This is a genomic window from Streptomyces sp. NRRL S-37 (assembly GCF_000721605.1).
GTDB lineage: Bacteria > Actinomycetota > Actinomycetes > Streptomycetales > Streptomycetaceae > Streptomyces.
Genome location: NZ_JOIZ01000030.1, coordinates 1 through 13,450 on the forward strand (window position 1 = coordinate 1; position 13,450 = coordinate 13,450).

Annotated in this window: 14 protein-coding genes; 9 read left to right on the forward strand and 5 right to left on the reverse strand. The window is 72.3% G+C overall.

Annotation, left to right across the window (positions count from 1 at the left end; all coding sequences use genetic code 11):
- Window positions 1–148: 148 nt before the first annotated feature.
- Window positions 149–1,060, reverse strand: a complete 912-nt coding sequence (locus tag IH50_RS0132960) for an HAD family hydrolase (RefSeq protein ID WP_030870785.1) — start codon at window positions 1,058–1,060, stop codon at window positions 149–151.
- A 104-nt stretch (window positions 1,061–1,164) separates the two neighbouring features.
- Between IH50_RS0132960 and IH50_RS0132965 the strand changes: the two genes are divergently transcribed.
- The 6 genes from IH50_RS0132965 (at window position 1,165) to IH50_RS0132990 (ending at window position 7,778) form a co-directional block, all read left to right on the forward strand.
- Window positions 1,165–1,443 carry a glutaredoxin family protein gene (locus tag IH50_RS0132965; RefSeq protein ID WP_030870787.1) on the forward strand — a complete coding sequence of 93 codons (279 nt, stop codon included), beginning with the start codon at window positions 1,165–1,167 and terminating at the stop codon, window positions 1,441–1,443.
- Between the two features lie 301 nt (window positions 1,444–1,744).
- Complete coding sequence (locus IH50_RS0132970) at window positions 1,745–2,512, forward strand: redox-sensing transcriptional repressor Rex (RefSeq protein WP_030870790.1); 768 nt, start codon at window positions 1,745–1,747, stop codon at window positions 2,510–2,512.
- Window positions 2,509–4,212, forward strand: coding sequence for a glutamyl-tRNA reductase (locus tag IH50_RS0132975; protein ID WP_030870792.1), 1,704 nt, complete (start codon window positions 2,509–2,511; stop codon window positions 4,210–4,212). The genes IH50_RS0132970 and IH50_RS0132975 overlap by 4 nt, the downstream gene beginning before the upstream one ends.
- Window positions 4,209–5,168 (forward strand): hydroxymethylbilane synthase, encoded by a 960-nt coding sequence (gene hemC / locus IH50_RS0132980; protein ID WP_030870795.1) that lies wholly within the window; start codon window positions 4,209–4,211, stop codon window positions 5,166–5,168. The genes IH50_RS0132975 and hemC overlap by 4 nt, the downstream gene beginning before the upstream one ends.
- Complete coding sequence (locus tag IH50_RS0132985; RefSeq protein WP_030870798.1) at window positions 5,165–6,862, forward strand: uroporphyrinogen-III synthase; 1,698 nt, start codon at window positions 5,165–5,167, stop codon at window positions 6,860–6,862. Before hemC ends, IH50_RS0132985 begins: the two co-directional genes overlap by 4 nt.
- A gap of 208 nt (window positions 6,863–7,070) precedes the next feature.
- Window positions 7,071–7,778, forward strand: a complete 708-nt coding sequence (locus tag IH50_RS0132990; RefSeq protein ID WP_030870800.1) for a class I SAM-dependent methyltransferase — start codon at window positions 7,071–7,073, stop codon at window positions 7,776–7,778.
- Window positions 7,779–7,835: 57 nt separating this feature from the next.
- Here the strand turns inward: IH50_RS0132990 and IH50_RS0132995 are convergent, their stop codons facing one another.
- The 3 genes from IH50_RS0132995 to IH50_RS0133005 form a co-directional block, all read right to left on the reverse strand.
- Entirely contained in the window at window positions 7,836–8,435 is a 600-nt protein-coding gene (locus tag IH50_RS0132995; protein WP_030870802.1) for a nucleotidyltransferase family protein, read from the reverse strand.
- Between the two features lie 95 nt (window positions 8,436–8,530).
- Window positions 8,531–8,734 (reverse strand): DUF397 domain-containing protein, encoded by a 204-nt coding sequence (locus IH50_RS0133000; protein ID WP_030870804.1) that lies wholly within the window; start codon window positions 8,732–8,734, stop codon window positions 8,531–8,533.
- Window positions 8,731–9,570: a helix-turn-helix domain-containing protein gene (locus tag IH50_RS0133005; protein ID WP_030870807.1), complete on the reverse strand. Its 840-nt coding sequence runs from the start codon at window positions 9,568–9,570 to the stop codon at window positions 8,731–8,733. Before IH50_RS0133005 ends, IH50_RS0133000 begins: the two co-directional genes overlap by 4 nt.
- A 206-nt stretch (window positions 9,571–9,776) precedes the next feature.
- Between IH50_RS0133005 and tgmC the strand changes: the two genes are divergently transcribed.
- The gene (tgmC, locus tag IH50_RS0133010) at window positions 9,777–10,988 is read left to right on the forward strand and encodes an ATP-grasp peptide maturase system methyltransferase (RefSeq protein ID WP_030870810.1); all 1,212 of its coding nucleotides are present in this window, start codon (window positions 9,777–9,779) and stop codon (window positions 10,986–10,988) included.
- An 87-nt stretch (window positions 10,989–11,075) separates the two neighbouring features.
- A complete protein-coding gene (locus IH50_RS0133015; RefSeq protein ID WP_030870815.1) occupies window positions 11,076–11,504 on the forward strand; it encodes an ATP-binding protein in 429 nt (142 codons plus the stop codon).
- A gap of 2 nt (window positions 11,505–11,506) precedes the next feature.
- Here the strand turns inward: IH50_RS0133015 and IH50_RS0133020 are convergent, their stop codons facing one another.
- On the reverse strand, window positions 11,507–12,028 hold the full coding sequence (locus IH50_RS0133020) for a hypothetical protein (protein WP_030870817.1): 522 nt from the start codon (window positions 12,026–12,028) through the stop codon (window positions 11,507–11,509).
- A 462-nt stretch (window positions 12,029–12,490) separates the two neighbouring features.
- Between IH50_RS0133020 and IH50_RS0133025 the strand changes: the two genes are divergently transcribed.
- Window positions 12,491–13,384 (forward strand): helix-turn-helix domain-containing protein, encoded by an 894-nt coding sequence (locus IH50_RS0133025; protein ID WP_078914182.1) that lies wholly within the window; start codon window positions 12,491–12,493, stop codon window positions 13,382–13,384.
- The last annotated feature ends 66 nt before the right edge of the window (window positions 13,385–13,450 follow it).

Genomic DNA, 13,450 nt, shown 5'->3' on the forward strand with positions numbered 1-13,450 from the left:
GGGGACCCCCATGAGCGGGGGGACCCCCATCGCCCACCCGTGCCGCCCTGGGGGTACCTCCCAGGCCTTTAAGGCACTGGGGGAGGCACGACTGCCCGCGGCTACGGGGCACGACTGCCCGCAGTCTCGTGCGGGCTGTGGTCCGTGGTCAGCGGCGTTTGCGGTGGAGGGCGATGGCGGCCGCCGTGCCGCCGGCCACCGCGCCGACGCCCGCCGCCGCCGGGATGCCGACCTTGGCCGCCTTGCGGCCGGTGCGGTAGTCGCGCAGGCGCCAGTCCATGCGGCGGGCGTGCTTGCGGAGCTTGGAGTCCGGGTTGATCGCGTAGGGATGGCCGACCAGGGACAGCATCGGGATGTCGTTGTGCGAGTCGCTGTACGCCGCGCAGCGGCTCAGGTCCAGCTCCTCCGCGAGCGCCAGCGCGCGGACCGCCTCCGCCTTCGCCGGGCCGTGCAGCGGTTCGCCCACCAGTTTGCCCGTGTACACGCCGTCGACCGACTCCGCGACCGTGCCGAGCGCGCCCGTCAGCCCCAGCCGGCGCGCGATCACCGTGGCGATCTCCACCGGCGCCGCCGTCACCAGCCACACCCGCTGCCCCGCGTCCAGGTGCGCCTGTGCCAGTGCCCGGGTGCCCGGCCAGATCCGCTCGGCCATGTACTCGTCGTAGATCTCCTCGCCGATGGACTGCAGCTCGGAGACGCGGTGGCCCTGGACGATGGAGAGTGCCGAGTCGCGGGCCTCCTGCATGTGCTCGGGGTCCTCGACCCCGGCCAGCCGGAACCACGCCTGCTGCCAGGCGAACCGGGCGAGGTCGCGCGTCTCGAAGAACTTCCGCTTGTACAGTCCCCGCCCGAAGTGGAACAGGGCGGCGCCCTGCATCACCGTGTTGTCCAGGTCGAAGAACGCGGCGGCCCGTTCGTCCCCGACGACCGGGAACTCCGGTTCGCGTTCGGAAACTTCCTGGGTGGACTTGCGCGCTGCCTCCGCCGAGGCCTCGCCTGCCAGCACGCTGCGTGCCGTGGCGGAGCGCCTGCGGGGAGTGAGCCATCCGAGAGCGGCCATGGCGTGAGCATAGCCAGTCGGGGCGGATGTTCCGGAGCCCAGAGGTTCCGGCGTCGTGAACTCTCCGGAGCCGGGGCGTCAAGACACGCGGGACAATGGCCCGTATGAGCCCTCTCTTCCGCCGCAACACCCCGGACGCCCCGCAGGACCGGCTCGTCACCCTCGTGCGCAAGCCCGGCTGCCATCTGTGCGACGACGCGCAGGTGGTGGTGGAGAAGGTGTGCGGGGAGCTCGGCGTCCCGTGGGAGCACAAGGACATCACCGAGGACCGGGAGCTGTACGACCGGTACTGGGAGCAGATCCCCGTCGTCCTCGTCGACGGCGAGCAGCACACCTTCTGGCGTGTGGACGAGGGCCGTCTCCGCAGGGCCCTCACCGACTGACCGACCAGTCCAAACCGGCCGGAAAGTCGCTTAGGATCGATGGCGACTTGGTCTCGGGGGCGGGATTCACAGAGGAGAGTGTGCGGTTTTGCCCCCAGAAGAAAAGGGACGGTGGCACTCGTGCGCCGGTTCCTCACGAGTGCGCCGGGGGCGCGTGACCCCGGTCACGTTGGCCGGGCAAATCGGACACAATCTTTGTGCACGCGTTCACAAAGACATAGCCTGCATGCGACGGGGCGGTCCGGGGACGTATGACCTGACGTATGACCGCCTGAAGCCCCGCTCTACCCGCAGGAGCACCGTGGCAACTGGCCGAACTCACCGACCGGCGACCCGTAGCCGAGGGATTCCCGAGGCCACCGTCGCCCGCCTTCCGCTGTACCTCCGCGCCCTCACCGCGCTCTCCGAGCGCTCGGTGCCCACGGTCTCCTCGGAGGAGCTGGCGGCCGCCGCGGGGGTCAACTCCGCGAAGCTGCGCAAGGACTTCTCCTACCTGGGCTCGTACGGGACCAGGGGCGTCGGCTACGACGTCGAGTATCTCGTGTACCAGATCTCCCGTGAACTCGGCCTCACCCAGGACTGGCCGGTCGTGATCGTCGGGATCGGCAACCTCGGCGCCGCCCTCGCCAACTACGGCGGGTTCGCCTCCCGTGGTTTCCGGGTCGCCGCGCTGATCGACGCCGACCCCGCGATGGCCGGGAAGCCCGTCGCCGGCATCCCGGTGCAGCACACCGACGAGCTCGAGTCGATCATCACGGACAACGGCGTGTCGATCGGCGTGATCGCGACCCCCGCCGGCGCCGCCCAGCAGGTCTGCGACCGTCTCGTGGCCGCCGGTGTCACCTCCATCCTGAACTTCGCGCCGACCGTGCTGACCGTCCCGGACGGTGTCGACGTGCGCAAGGTGGACCTCTCCATCGAGCTGCAGATCCTCGCCTTCCACGAGCAGCGCAAGGCCGGCGAGGAGGCCACGGCCGAGCGTGCCGCCGCGGCCCCGGCCGCCCCCCGCAAGCAGACCGCCGCCGACCAGGGGCCCGACGGGGACGTACCCGCCGTGATGCCGGCATGAGTCTCCTCGTCGTCGGACTGAGCCACCGCAGCGCGCCGGTCAGCGTGCTGGAGCGGGCCTCGCTGAGCGAGGACGCGCGGATCAAGCTGCTGCAGGACACGGTCGCCGCCGAGCCGGCCGCCGAGGCCGCGGTCCTCTCCACCTGCAACCGCATCGAGCTCTACGCCGACGTGGACAAGTTCCACGCCGGTGTCGCCGAGCTGTCCACGCTGCTCGCCCAGCACAGCGGGGTCGGCCTGGAGGAGCTCACTCCTTATCTCTATGTGCACTACGAGGACCGGGCCGTCCACCACCTGTTCTCGGTGGCCTGCGGGCTGGACTCGATGGTCGTGGGCGAGGGGCAGATCCTCGGCCAGATCAAGGACGCGCTCGCCCGCGCGCAGGAGCTGCACACCGCCGGACGGCTGCTGAACGACCTGTTCCAGCAGGCGCTGCGGGTCGGCAAGCGGGCCCACTCCGAGACCGGTATCGACCGCGCCGGGCAGTCCCTGGTCACCTTCGGCCTGGAGCAGCTCGCCGTCGGCGCGCCCGTCGAGACGTGGGCGCGGGACAAGAAGGCCCTGGTCATCGGTGCCGGTTCGATGTCGTCGCTGGCCGCGGCCACGCTCGCGCGGGCCGGTGTCGCCGAGATAGTGATCGCCAACCGCACCCCCGAGCGCGCCGAGCGCCTGGCGGAGATCCTCACCGAGGGCGACGACACGGACGTGCTGGCCCGCGCGGTCCCGATGGGATCGGTGCCGTTCGAGCTGACACGTGCCGACGTCGTCGTCTCCTGCACCGGCGCGACGGGCCTGGTCCTCACGGCCGACGCGATCGCCGCGGGCGTCGAGGGCCGGATCGGCGAGCAGCCGGCCGCCGGGACCGTCCCGGCCGGGGAGGCACCGCTCCCGCCCACCTCCGTGGGCACGGAGGAGGGCTGCCCGCTGGACCTGTCCGCCGTACGGCCCGGCTTCTCCGTGATGGGCGAGGCCGCCGTCGCCGGAATGGACGCGGCGACGCTGGAGCAGCACGCCACGTGGGCCGCGGGCACGACCGCCGGCCGCCGGCACGACGAGCGGACCGGCCGCGGCGGCCCGGAGGCCGACGCCGAGCTGATCGGCGCGCTCGCCGCGACCGTCTCCGCCGTCGGCCGGATCCCCGAGCGGCGCCGCCCGGAGCCGGTGGCCGAGCCGCCGCGCCCCGCGCCCGTGCTGTTCCTGCTGGACCTGGCGATGCCGCGCGACATCGACGCGGCCGCGCACCGCCTGGCCGGCGTGCGCCTCGTCGACATCGAATCGCTCGCGGACGCCTCCGCGGACGCCCCGATGGCTGCCGATGTGGACCAGGTGCGGCGTATCGTCTCCGACGAGGTCGCCGCGTTCGGGGCGGCACAGCGGGCGGCGCACATCACGCCGACCGTCGTCGCCCTGCGCACCATGGCGGCCGATGTGGTGGCCGGCGAGATCGCCCGACTGGAGGGGCGGCTTCCCGGCCTGGACGACAAACACCGCGCGGAGATCACCCAGACCGTGCGGCGGGTGGTCGACAAGCTGCTCCACGCGCCGACGGTACGGGTCAAGCAGCTCGCGGCCGAGCCCGGCGGCGCCGGGTACGCGGACGCGCTGCGCACCCTGTTCGACCTCGACCCCGAGACGGTGGCCTCCGTCTCCCGGGCCGGGGAAAGCACCGAGAAGAACGCAAGGAACCGAGGGCCGGCATGACTGAGAAGGCACTGAGGCTGGGGACCAGGCGCAGCAAGCTCGCCATGGCCCAGTCCGGGCAGGTGGCGGAAGCCGTGAGCCAGGTGACCGGACGGCCCGTCGAGCTCGTCGAGATCACCACGTACGGCGACGTCTCGCGCGAGCACCTCGCGCAGATCGGCGGCACGGGCGTGTTCGTGGCCGCGCTGCGCGAGGCACTGGCGCGGGGCGAGGTGGACTTCGCGGTGCACTCGCTGAAGGACCTGCCGACCACGCAGCCCGACGAACTGGTCGTGGCGGCCGTCCCGGTGCGCGAGGACCCGCGCGACGTGATGGTCACCCGCGACGCGCTGAAGCTCACCGACCTGCCGCGCGGCGCCCGCATCGGCACGGGTTCGCCGCGCCGCATGGCGCAGCTGAACGCGTACGCGCGCAGCCACGGCATGGACATCGAGACGGTCCCGATCCGGGGCAACGTCGACACCCGCATCGGGTACGTCCACCAGGGCGACCTGGATGCCGTGGTGCTGGCCGCCGCCGGGATGAACCGGATCGGGCGCAGTGACGAGGTGACCGACGTCCTGTCGGTCGACACGGTGCTGCCCGCCCCCGGCCAGGGGGCACTGGCGGTCGAATGCGCCGCGCACGACGCGGAGCTGATCGCCGCGCTCGCCGGACTCGACGACCCGCTCACGCGGGCCGCCGTGACGGCCGAGCGTTCCCTGCTCGCCGCTCTGGAGGCCGGCTGCAGCGCACCCGTGGGGGCGCTGGCCGATCTCCTGACCGACGGGCAGTCTGTCAAGGAAATGCGCCTGCGCGGCGTCGTCGGCACGACCGACGGCTCGACGCTGGTGCAGTTGTCCACCACCGGTCCCGTGCCCGAGACGCACGAAGCGGCGATGGCGCTCGGTCGCGAACTCGCCACCGAGATGCTCACGCAGGGCGCGGCCGGTCTGATGGGGGAGCGAGCACAGTGAGCCCCACCACCCTTCCCGCCCCTCCGGAACACGGGCACGTCACCTTCCTCGGTGCCGGACCCGGGGATCCGGGACTGCTGACCCTGCGCGCCGTGGAGGCGCTGGCGAACGCGGACGTCCTCGTCGCCGAGCACGAGGTGCTCGACGTCGTACGCACGCACGCGAGGCAGGGCGTCGCCGAGGTGCGCACGGATGCCGACACGTCGGTTCCGGGCACGGGCACGCCCCAGCTGACGGTCGTCGACGGCGCGTCAACAACCGCTGGTGTTCCCGTTGTGCGGGATGCCTCACATCTTGTCATGGAGGCCGCGCGGGGCGGCAGGCGGGTCGTGCGTGCGGTGTCCGGTGACCCCGGGCTCGACGCGTACGCCGCCGAGGAGATGCTGGCGTGCGCCTCGGCCGGGGTGCCGTTCGAGGTCGTCCCCGGTGTCGCGGCGGCGGTCGGCGTCCCCGCGTACGCCGGTGTGCCGCTGCGCGACGCGCAGGGCGCGGACGTCCGTTTCGTGGACGCGCGCACGGCATCGGACCGCTGCTGGACGGAGGTCGGCGCGTCGGACGGCACGGTGGTCGTCTCCACCACGCTGGACTCCATGGCCGCCGCGGCGGGCGAACTGGTGTCCGCCGGACGCAAGCCCGACACCCCGCTGACGGTGACCGTCGCCGGTACGACGACCCGGCAGCGCACCTGGACGGCGACGCTCGGCACGATCGCGCAGACGCTGAAGCAGGCGAAGGTGCTGCCGTCCCCGGACGGCGGCCGGCCGGTGATAGCCGTGGTCGGTGAGCGCAGCGCCCCCGCCCGCCGTGACCAGCTCTCGTGGTTCGAGTCCAAGCCGCTGTTCGGCTGGAAGGTGCTCGTGCCGCGGACGAAGGAGCAGGCGGCGTCGCTCTCCGACCAGCTCCGTTCCTACGGCGCGGTGCCGCACGAGGTCCCGACGATCGCCGTGGAGCCCCCGCGCACCCCGCAGCAGATGGAGCGGGCCGTCAAGGGCCTGGTGACGGGCCGCTACGAGTGGATCGCGTTCACCTCGGTCAACGCGGTGAAGGCGGTCCGCGAGAAGTTCGAGGAGTACGGCCTCGACGCCCGTGCCTTCGCCGGCATCAAGGTCGCGGCGGTGGGCGAGCAGACCGCCAACGCGCTGGTCGCCTTCGGCGTGAAGCCGGACCTGGTGCCGAGCGGCGAGCAGTCCGCGGCCGGCCTCCTGGAGGACTGGCCTCCCTACGACCCGGTCTTCGACCCGATCGACCGCGTCTTCCTGCCGCGCGCCGACATCGCCACGGAGACCCTGGTCGCGGGCCTGATCGACCTGGGCTGGGAGGTCGACGACGTGACCGCCTACCGCACGGTCCGCGCGTCGCCGCCCCCGGCGGAGACCCGTGAGGCGATCAAGGGCGGCGGTTTCGACGCGGTGCTGTTCACGTCGTCGTCGACGGTCCGGAACCTGGTCGGCATCGCGGGCAAGCCGCACAACGTGACGGTGATCGCCTGCATCGGCCCGGCGACGGCGAAGACGGCGGAGGAGCACGGCCTGCGGGTGGACGTGATGGCCCCCGAGCCGTCGGTCCACAAGCTGGCGGAGGCCCTGGCCGACTTCGGCACGCGACGCCGGCTGGCCGCACTGGACGCGGGTGACCCGGTCACCCGCCCGAGTGAGCGGCGGCCGGGGGCACGGAGGCGGCGGTCGACGACCTGAGGTGAGACGGGGCGCCCTTCCGGGGGCGCCCCTCTTCGTCCGGCCTCCGACGTCACCACCACGGAACCCCGTTGACCGTGTTACGCCGGGACGCCGCAGCGGGTTCGGGAGACGGGCGACAGCCCTCTGGACCTGGTCGGCCGGAGTCCAGAACGTGCCCGGGTGACATTCCCGCGAACCGGCCCGCCCGGAGGCCGTGCCCGTCACCATGGGGCGGGTGACAGCCCCCACCTCCGCAGACCTGTGGCACCACTACGGCCGCGCCCGCCACACCACCGACCGGACCGTGCCCGACACGTTCCGGTGGGCCTGGGGCCAGGACCGCGGGCCCGGCCCGGACATCCTCGGTGACCTGTCCGGGCTGTGCGTCGCCGACCTCGGCGCGGGCGCCGCCCGGCACGCCGCCCACCTGGCCGTCCACCACCGGCCCGCCCGGGTCGTCGCCGTCGACGCCTCACCCGCCCAGCACGCCATGGCCACGGACCTGTACGGCCGTCTCGCGCCGCGTCTGCGACTGGTGCGGTCGGACGTCGTGGAGCACTTGCGGGCGGCGCCCGGCACGTACGACGTGCTCTACAGCGTGTTCGGCGCGGTCGACTTCACCGAGCCGCACCACCTGCTGCCGACGGCGGCGTCCGCGCTGCGGCCGGGCGGACGGCTGGTGTTCTCCACCCTCGCCCACTACCTCGGCGGGGCACCCGCACAGCCCGACGTGGAGCACGCCGACATTCCGGCCAGGGCCCCGGACGGGGCGCCGGCCACGATGCGCCGCTGGGTGCTCCAGGAGCACGTGTGGACCAAGCTCCTCGACGAGGCAGGGTTCACCCGGATCAGCGGCGACCTCCTGCCCGCCGGGCAGGGGCCGCGAGCGGCCGACACCCTGCTGCTCACCGCATGGCGCGGTCCGCTGCCGTGACTCACGTCGGCCCGGGTTCCGGTCGACGACCTGATCCCGACGGGTGCGCGGTACGGCTCACGCCGCGGGCCACTCCAGCACGGTCAGCTCGGGCCACTGCCGGCGCCAGCGTGCCGTCTTGGCCTCGTACACGGCACGCGGTGCGAGGACCGGGTTGGGGCGTACGACGAGCCCGAACACGTCGGAGAGCCCGTGCGGCGCGTAGACGCGCCACCGGCCACCGGGTTCCAGCCGTACGCCCAGGCAGCAGGTGGTCGCGGCGAAGCTGTCGATCGCCGCCTCGGTGGAGGTGTGCGGGGGGCACGGGACGCCGAACTTCTGCTCGTACCAGAGGTGGACGCGGGCCTCGTTGCGGACCTCGACCTCGGCCGGGAGGTCCGCGAAGGTCTCGGCCGCGGTGCGGATCACCGCGTCCTCCGCCTCCCAGGACAGGTCGCGGTCGTCGAAGTAGAAGACGTCGTAGTCCTTGATCCCTTCGGTGGGAGGTCTGCCCGTGACGACGTTCCACACGGTCTGGAAGAGGCAGCCCGCTGTCAGGTACCAGCCGGGCAGGTCCAGCACCGCGGTCCGGTCGAGCACCTCCAGCAGGGTCTCGTTGCGGGACAGCGTGCTCTTCAGGGCGGCGAGTTGTTCGTCCAGCGGAAGGCGACCGATCACCGCGCATGCCTACCACGACGAAAGCGTGAGCACTTCTCGCCGGAGTGCTCACGCTTCCGGGGGCGTCGCGCGGGCGACCGGTCCGCTCGGGCGCGTCAGTGCTCGGATGCGTACGGCAGGAAGGTCGCCCAGGTGGTGGGGGTGAGGGCGAGGCGGGGGCCGTCCGGGTCCTTGGAGTCGCGGACGAGGATGCGGGCGGGGGCGGTGGCCACCTCGACGCAGTCGGGACCGTCAGACGTGCTGTAGCTGCTCTTTATCCATTCCGGCTTGGTGTCGGTTTCAGAGGCATTGAGCGTCATGTTCTTGTCTCTCCCAGTGCTTTCTCGATCAGGGGCAACGAATCCTGCGGGCTGAGAGCCTGGGCGCGCAGAGCTCCATAGCGGATGTCGAGGGCCGTCGTTTCCTTGGGGTCAGTCGTCGCTCTGCTGCTGAGGGGCGATTCACTGAACGCGACTGTGGTTCCGCCCTTGAGCTTGAGCAGCCGGAACGAACCGCCGGTCCCGGAGTTCACCTCGCGGTCCAGGGGGAGGACCTGAAGGTCCACGTTGCGCAACTGAGCTACCTCCAACAGCCGTTCGAGCTGCTGGCGCATCACCATTCTGCCTCCCATGGGCCTGCGAAGCGTCGACTCGCACTGCACAAAGCTGAAGACGCGCCGCCCAGTCATGAGATCAAGGATCTCCTGGCGTGCCAAGCGTGCCGTGACCTGCTGCTCAACCTCCTCCTCGGTGAGCACCGGTCGATGTGCGTTGAACACGGCCCGTGCGTAGTCCTCGGTCTGCAACAGCCCATGGATGACGGAGTTGTTGTACGCGCACAGCTCAACAGCCTCCGCCTCCAGGTTCTTCAAGTCCCGTACCTTCTTCGGGTACCGGATCTCCGCCACGTCCTTCTTCATCGCGGCGATCTTGCCGCCCGCGCCCAGCACCTTGTCCGCCGCGTCCAGGTACTCCGGCCGGGGAATCCGCCGTCCCCGCTCCACGCAGGAGACCATTTCCTCCCCGTACTTGATCGCCGCCCCGAACTCCGCCTGGGTGAGGCCGGCCGCCTCCCGCCACAGCTTCAACTGCCGTGTGACCGTACGCATCACGGCCCCGGCCTCTTCGTCGTCCAGCCCCGCTTCCCACCCGCTCATGCTCGCCGTCCTCCCGTCGCACGCCCTTCCCCGGACCAACTCCGGCCGCCCGTGCCCGGTCACCCCGGGCAGGGCGGGCAGAAACCGGACAGTTGGCGTACAGCCATCAGCCGTACGAGCTGCCCTGATTCACAATGCGCACATGCGCGAGCACATTGAGTGGCGAAAATCGGGAAATTTTGCGTCGCGGAGAGAGAAGGGGCCCCATGGTGCTGCCCGTCGACCTCGAAACCGATGCCGCGCGGCTGCGCGCCATCATGGCGGAGGACCTCGCCGTACGCGGGGCGCTGGACGATCCGGGCTGGCGGGCGGCCGTCGAGACGGTGCCCCGGCACCGGTTCGTGCCCGGCTTCTACCTGCCCGGCGAGAAGCGCGACGGGCAGGGGCCGACCCGGTGGCAGCCGGTCACCGCCCGCCTCGACCACGGGCGCTGGCTGGCCGCCGCGTACTCCGACATCACGCTCGTCACACAGTTCGACGGTGACGAACCCGACTGGGAGCACCCGGCCGAGCGGTACGGAGGGACCCCTACCTCGTCCTCCACGCTGCCGTCGCTCGTGGTGCGGATGTGGGCCGACGCCGACGTGCGGGAGGGGCACACGGTGCTGGAGATCGGCACCGGGACGGGGTACTCGACCGCGCTCGCCTGCGAACGCCTCGGATCGGCCGGCGTGACGAGCGTCGAGGTGGACCCGCACCGGCTGGAGCGGGCCGCGGGCGCGCTGCACGGCTGCGGTCACGCGCCCACCCTCGCGGTCGCGGACGGGCTGTACGGGTACTGGCCCGAGGCCCCGTTCGACCGGATCGTCGCCGCCTGCTCCTTCCGGGCCGTACCCCCAGCCCTGGTGGCACAGACCCGGCCGGGCGGGAAGATCCTGCTGACGCTCTCCGGCTGGCTCCACGGGTACGCCCGCGTCCTGCTCACCGTCACCGGGGACGGCACCGCCGAGGGGCGTCTGCTGGGCGGCACGGTCTCCTTCATGCCGGCGCGTACGCACGCGGCGCCGGCCTTCGGCAACCCCGCCCACTGGGTGGCGGCCGGGCTGCCGGGGAGGGCGCGGGTCGCCCGGCACGGTCCCGAGAGGATCACCGCCGCGACCAAGGATGCCTTCCACCTGCGCTTCCTCGTGCAGAGTGCCGTACCCGACGCCCAACTGGTCACGGTCGGCGACGTCGTGCACCTGGTCGACGTGGTGAGCGGGTCGGCTGCCGCGCTCACACCGGACGGCGACGGCGACGGCGCGTGGCAGGTGCGGGAAGGGGGTCCGGTGCGGCTGTGGGAACGGGTCGAGTGCGTTCTCGACGCCTACGACGCGGCAGGGCGGCCGGGGCCGGAGACCTTCAGCTTGTGCGTCTACGACGGCGGACAGCACCTGCGGCACCCGCACGTGCCCTGCCTTCCGCTGCCGTCACCCTGAGCGGCGACCCGGACGGGGCCGGGCAGCCTCCGGTCGCACGGGTCGCTCGCCTTCACAAGCGGAATGTGACTGAACACTCTGAGTGACATGAATCGAGGAATCGTCGCACCGCGCACCCCGCTCCACCAGTTCACCGTGCCGCTCTCCGGCACGCGGCGGGGTGCCCGTCTCGCCCGGCTGCTCGCCGCCGAGCAACTGGAGGCTTGGGGGCTTCCGTTGGACCCGGCCCGGCTGATCGTCGCCGAACTCGCCGCGAACGCCGTCGTGCACGGCCGTGTCCCCGGCCGGGGCTTCCGGCTCACCCTCACCGTCACCGTGGCCGGGGTGCTGCGCATCGAGGTGACCGACCCCAGGGGCGAGAGCGCGCCCGTGGCCCGTGACGCTCCGCCGGAGCCCGCCGAGTCGGGCTACGGGCTGCTGCTGGTCGAGGAGTCGGCCGACCGGTGGGGTGTGCTGCCGGGGCTGTTCCCGTGCAAGACCGTCTGGGCCGAGCTGGAGCTCGGCCGTTTCCGGTGACCTCAGCGGCAGAGTGCGTCGATGTCCTCGGCGAAGGCCGGGAACTCGGCGCGGGCCTCGGCGAGGATGTCGCGGGCCGGGCGGCGGGGGGTGGTGGCGTGGCGTTCGGCGAGTGCGGTGAGGGCCGCGTCGGGGCGTGACGCGTCGGCTCCGTACATCACGGCCTCGAAAGGCCCGCAGCCGTCGGCCAGCATCCACAGGAAGTCGGAGAGGTTCCCGGCCACTACGCCGCGCTCGCCCTCCGAGCCCAGGAAGACCACGGGCTGCTCGGCGAGGGGGCGGCCCGGCCGCCCGTACCAGAGGGCCGCGAGGCCGCCGGTTCCGTCCTGTCCGAACACCCGGTAGGCGTCGCCGTCGAGTGCGTGGTTCCCCGTCCACTGGCGCAGCCAGTCGGTGGTCTTCTCGGCCGGGTCGAAGGCGTCGTAGGGCTCGAAGTCGATCCCCTCGCCGTCGGCGTAGTCGATCTCCGTGCGGGCCAGGTCGGCGAGGGCGGGGGGAAGGGCGCGGTCGTCAGCGGTGGTCACCTGGGCACCGTAACCACTGTCGCTGACAGCAGGGCCGGAGGGGGATGCCTCGGGTGGTGGAGCACCGGAGTCGGGTGCGGCGGGACCCGGTGGTGTGAGCGCCGGGGCTGCGGGCGGTAAAAGACCTAAGAACCAAGGGTAAAAACCAACCAACCCAACCAAACCTCGCGTAGGTCACCCGAGCGGGTGAAACGCGTCGAACTGGCTGGCGCGGTGGTGGTTCGGGCGGGCAGTCTCGGCACAGGAGCGGCCGGAGCAACTCGGCGCTCCCCCAAGCCCGTACATGCATCGGCCCCCGCCGGGACTAGCACTCCCGAGGCGAGGGCCTGACCAACGAGGAAAGAGAGCTTCCCCATGGCTGAGAAGAAGCCTAGTCCTGCCCCGCTCCCGATTCAGGGTGTTCGACGATCCGCCACACCCTCCGGTGTCATCCACGTACGCACGCACCAGTCCGGTCAGTACGTGGTGGTGGGCAACCACCTCGCCCAGCACCGCGAGTTGTCGCTGACCGCGATCGGGCTGGCGGCCCACATCCTGTCGGTGCCCGAGGGCACGCCGGTCGACATCCGCAGTCTCGCCGAGCGTTTCCCCGAGGGGCGGGACCGGATCGCGTTCGCGTTGCGGGAGCTGGAGGCGCACGGCTACCTGGAGCGGGTGCGCGAGCACACGGAGGCGGGCCGTCTGGTGACGCGCACGTACGCCCACCACACGCCGCTGTCCGCGCGGACGGCCGGGCGCGCGGGGACGGGCCGTGCCCGCGCTCGGGGCCCGGTGGAGGGCACGGGTGGCCGGGAGATCTCCCAGGAGGACGACCAAGCCCCAGGTGAGCCGGTTGTCCCCGCTGCCCCGGTTGTTCCCGCTGTCCCGGTTGTTCCGGACGCGTCTGTGGAGGTTCTCGAGGCGTCCGTACCCGCTTCCGCCCCCGTGGACCCGCCGCGCGAGCCCGTCCGCCCGGGGCGGCGGTACGAGGAGGCGGTCGCCCTTCTCGCGGGCCTGCGCCGCACCGACGGGCGCCTCACCCTGTCCCAGCGGGACGTGAACAGACTGGCCCCGAGCGTCGTCGACTGGCTCGAACGAGGCGTCGGCCCCGCCGCCGTTCACCATGTCCTGACCGCCGACCTGCCCGTCACCGTGAAGCACCCGACGGGCGTGCTCGCCTACCGCCTCCGTGAACTGCTGCCCCCGCCGCTTCCCGCGGCCCCGGCGCCTCCACCGGTCACGGCCGGTGCCCGCCGTCCGCACCCCTTGCAGGACTGCGACGGCTGCGAGCGGGTGTTCCGCGCCCCGGAACCCGGCCGCTGCCGCGACTGCCGGTACGGACCGACGGCAACGAGCGGGGCGGCGAGCGCGGCCTGAGTCCGTGCCCGCCCGTACCGTCCGCCGAGGCGGCCCGGTACGTCGTGTGCTGTTCCCCCGCGTGAG

Bases quoted from the DNA above. Each gene is read 5' to 3' on its own strand.
- IH50_RS0132960 (WP_030870785.1), bottom strand. From the start codon at position 1,060: ATGGCCGCTCTCGGATGGCTCACTCCCCGCAGGCGCTCCGCCACGGCA.
- IH50_RS0132965 (WP_030870787.1), top strand. From the start codon at position 1,165: ATGAGCCCTCTCTTCCGCCGCAACACCCCGGACGCCCCGCAGGACCGG.
- IH50_RS0132975 (WP_030870792.1), top strand. From the start codon at position 2,509: ATGAGTCTCCTCGTCGTCGGACTGAGCCACCGCAGCGCGCCGGTCAGC.
- hemC (WP_030870795.1), top strand. From the start codon at position 4,209: ATGACTGAGAAGGCACTGAGGCTGGGGACCAGGCGCAGCAAGCTCGCC.
- IH50_RS0132990 (WP_030870800.1), top strand. From the start codon at position 7,071: ATGGGGCGGGTGACAGCCCCCACCTCCGCAGACCTGTGGCACCACTAC.
- IH50_RS0133000 (WP_030870804.1), bottom strand. From the start codon at position 8,734: ATGACGCTCAATGCCTCTGAAACCGACACCAAGCCGGAATGGATAAAG.
- IH50_RS0133005 (WP_030870807.1), bottom strand. From the start codon at position 9,570: ATGAGCGGGTGGGAAGCGGGGCTGGACGACGAAGAGGCCGGGGCCGTG.
- tgmC (WP_030870810.1), top strand. From the start codon at position 9,777: ATGGTGCTGCCCGTCGACCTCGAAACCGATGCCGCGCGGCTGCGCGCC.
- IH50_RS0133015 (WP_030870815.1), top strand. From the start codon at position 11,076: ATGAATCGAGGAATCGTCGCACCGCGCACCCCGCTCCACCAGTTCACC.